Raw genomic sequence first — 1,576 nt, forward strand, 5'->3', positions numbered from 1 at the left:
TAGACATAATGACTCCCCACTCGTTGAGGAGCTAGCCTCCAACATCGTGGGTTAGTTTTAAAAACCAGAGCCATAATATATTCGTCAGAAATATAAAACTGGAGACTAGCATGGCTAAGCATAACATCGTTTTTATTGGGTTGGACACACACAAATCGTTTATTGAAGTCGCTTATATCGAAGATGTGCGGGGCGTCAAACCAATTCATCTTGGAAAAAATCCATCCACTAAACAATCAGTTAAAAAGCTGGTCAGGCAGTTTGAGTCAAAATACCCTGATGCAACATTACACTTCGTTTATGAAGCAGGTCCTTGCGGTTATTGGATCTACCGCTTGATCACATCGCTTGGCCATTGTTGCTATGTGATCGCCCCTTCGCTTATTCCTAAGAAGCCTGGCGATAGAATTAAAACAGACAAACGGGATGCAATGAATCTGGCTAAGTTACTCAAATCAGAAGATCTCACGGCAATCTACGTGCCCGAACCTGAAGATGAAGCTGTACGCGACTTATCCCGCGCCAGAGAAACAGCAATGAAAGATCTTAAAGACGGTAAATATCAGCTCAAAGCCTTGCTACTACGTAATAATGTCACTGCAAAAGTAAAAGACAATTGGTCGAAACAACATTTACGCTGGTTAACCGAATTGATCTTGCCGTACCCTGCTCAACAGATTGTTTTGCAGGAATACATACAAGCCATTACTGAGCGTATGAACCGATTAAAACGGCTTGATAATGAGCTAGAGCATCATGTTAAAAACTGGCGCTATTACCCTGTGGTAAAAGCGATCCAAGCGATGCGCGGTGTACGTTTACTTGTCGCAACTGGCCTTGTTGCAGAACTCGGGGATCTAACTCGTTTCGATCACCCAAGAAAGCTCATGAGTTATCTTGGGCTTGTGCCTAGTGAACACAGTAGTGGTGGCAAGCGCAGCATAGGTGCAATCACCAAGTGCGGTAACAGTCGCGCAAGGCGATTGCTGGTTGAAGGTGCGCATACTTATCGCTACGCAGCGAACATATCAACAGAACTGCAGCTACGACAAGAAGATCTAGGAAAAACCATTGTCGACATTGCTTGGAAAGCACAGCTTAGGTTGTGCCGTCGCTATCAAACCATGTTGCGCCAAGGCAAACATTACAATGTGATTGTCACAGCTATAGCACGGGAAATGATTGCATACATCTGGGCAATATCGCGTGAAATAGTGCTGACACCAGTTGAACCGAAATTACGGTTATCGAGAGTGCCTGCATGATAAAAGTTGTTGAGTTAGCGTATGGGATCAAGCATCGGGTGTGGCACAACCACCGACGGCGTTAGGATGGCAGTTGATGAAAATTAACTGATCCACGAACATAGACTGAAGACAGGTGCCACGACGAAAAAAGTAAGGTAGGCGCTGCTTGCAAAAACAAGTAATCCACGAATATCAGCATGATAACCGACGAATATACTTGCTTCATTCTGTACGTTAACTCACTTTATTTAAAGAAAGTGAATTTATGGCTATTTTTTTAGCAAGGATCTCTGCGTTTTGCTTGACGTGGGGAGTCATACCAACGCCTT

Annotated in this window: 1 protein-coding gene; it reads left to right on the plus strand. The window is 44.0% G+C overall.

Annotated elements, in window-relative coordinates; translation table 11 throughout:
- Nucleotides 1–110 precede the first annotated feature (110 nt).
- Nucleotides 111–1,265 (plus strand): IS110 family transposase, encoded by a 1,155-nt coding sequence (locus TW85_RS25045; RefSeq protein WP_046019868.1) that lies wholly within the window; start codon nucleotides 111–113, stop codon nucleotides 1,263–1,265.
- The last annotated feature ends 311 nt before the right edge of the window (nucleotides 1,266–1,576 follow it).

It is taken from the genome of Marinomonas sp. S3726 (assembly GCF_000967665.1).
GTDB lineage: Bacteria > Pseudomonadota > Gammaproteobacteria > Pseudomonadales > Marinomonadaceae > Marinomonas.

What these genes read in the sequence shown, in the direction of transcription:
- TW85_RS25045 (WP_046019868.1), top strand. Translation starts at nt 111, where the DNA reads ATGGCTAAGCATAACATCGTTTTTATTGGGTTGGACACACACAAATCG.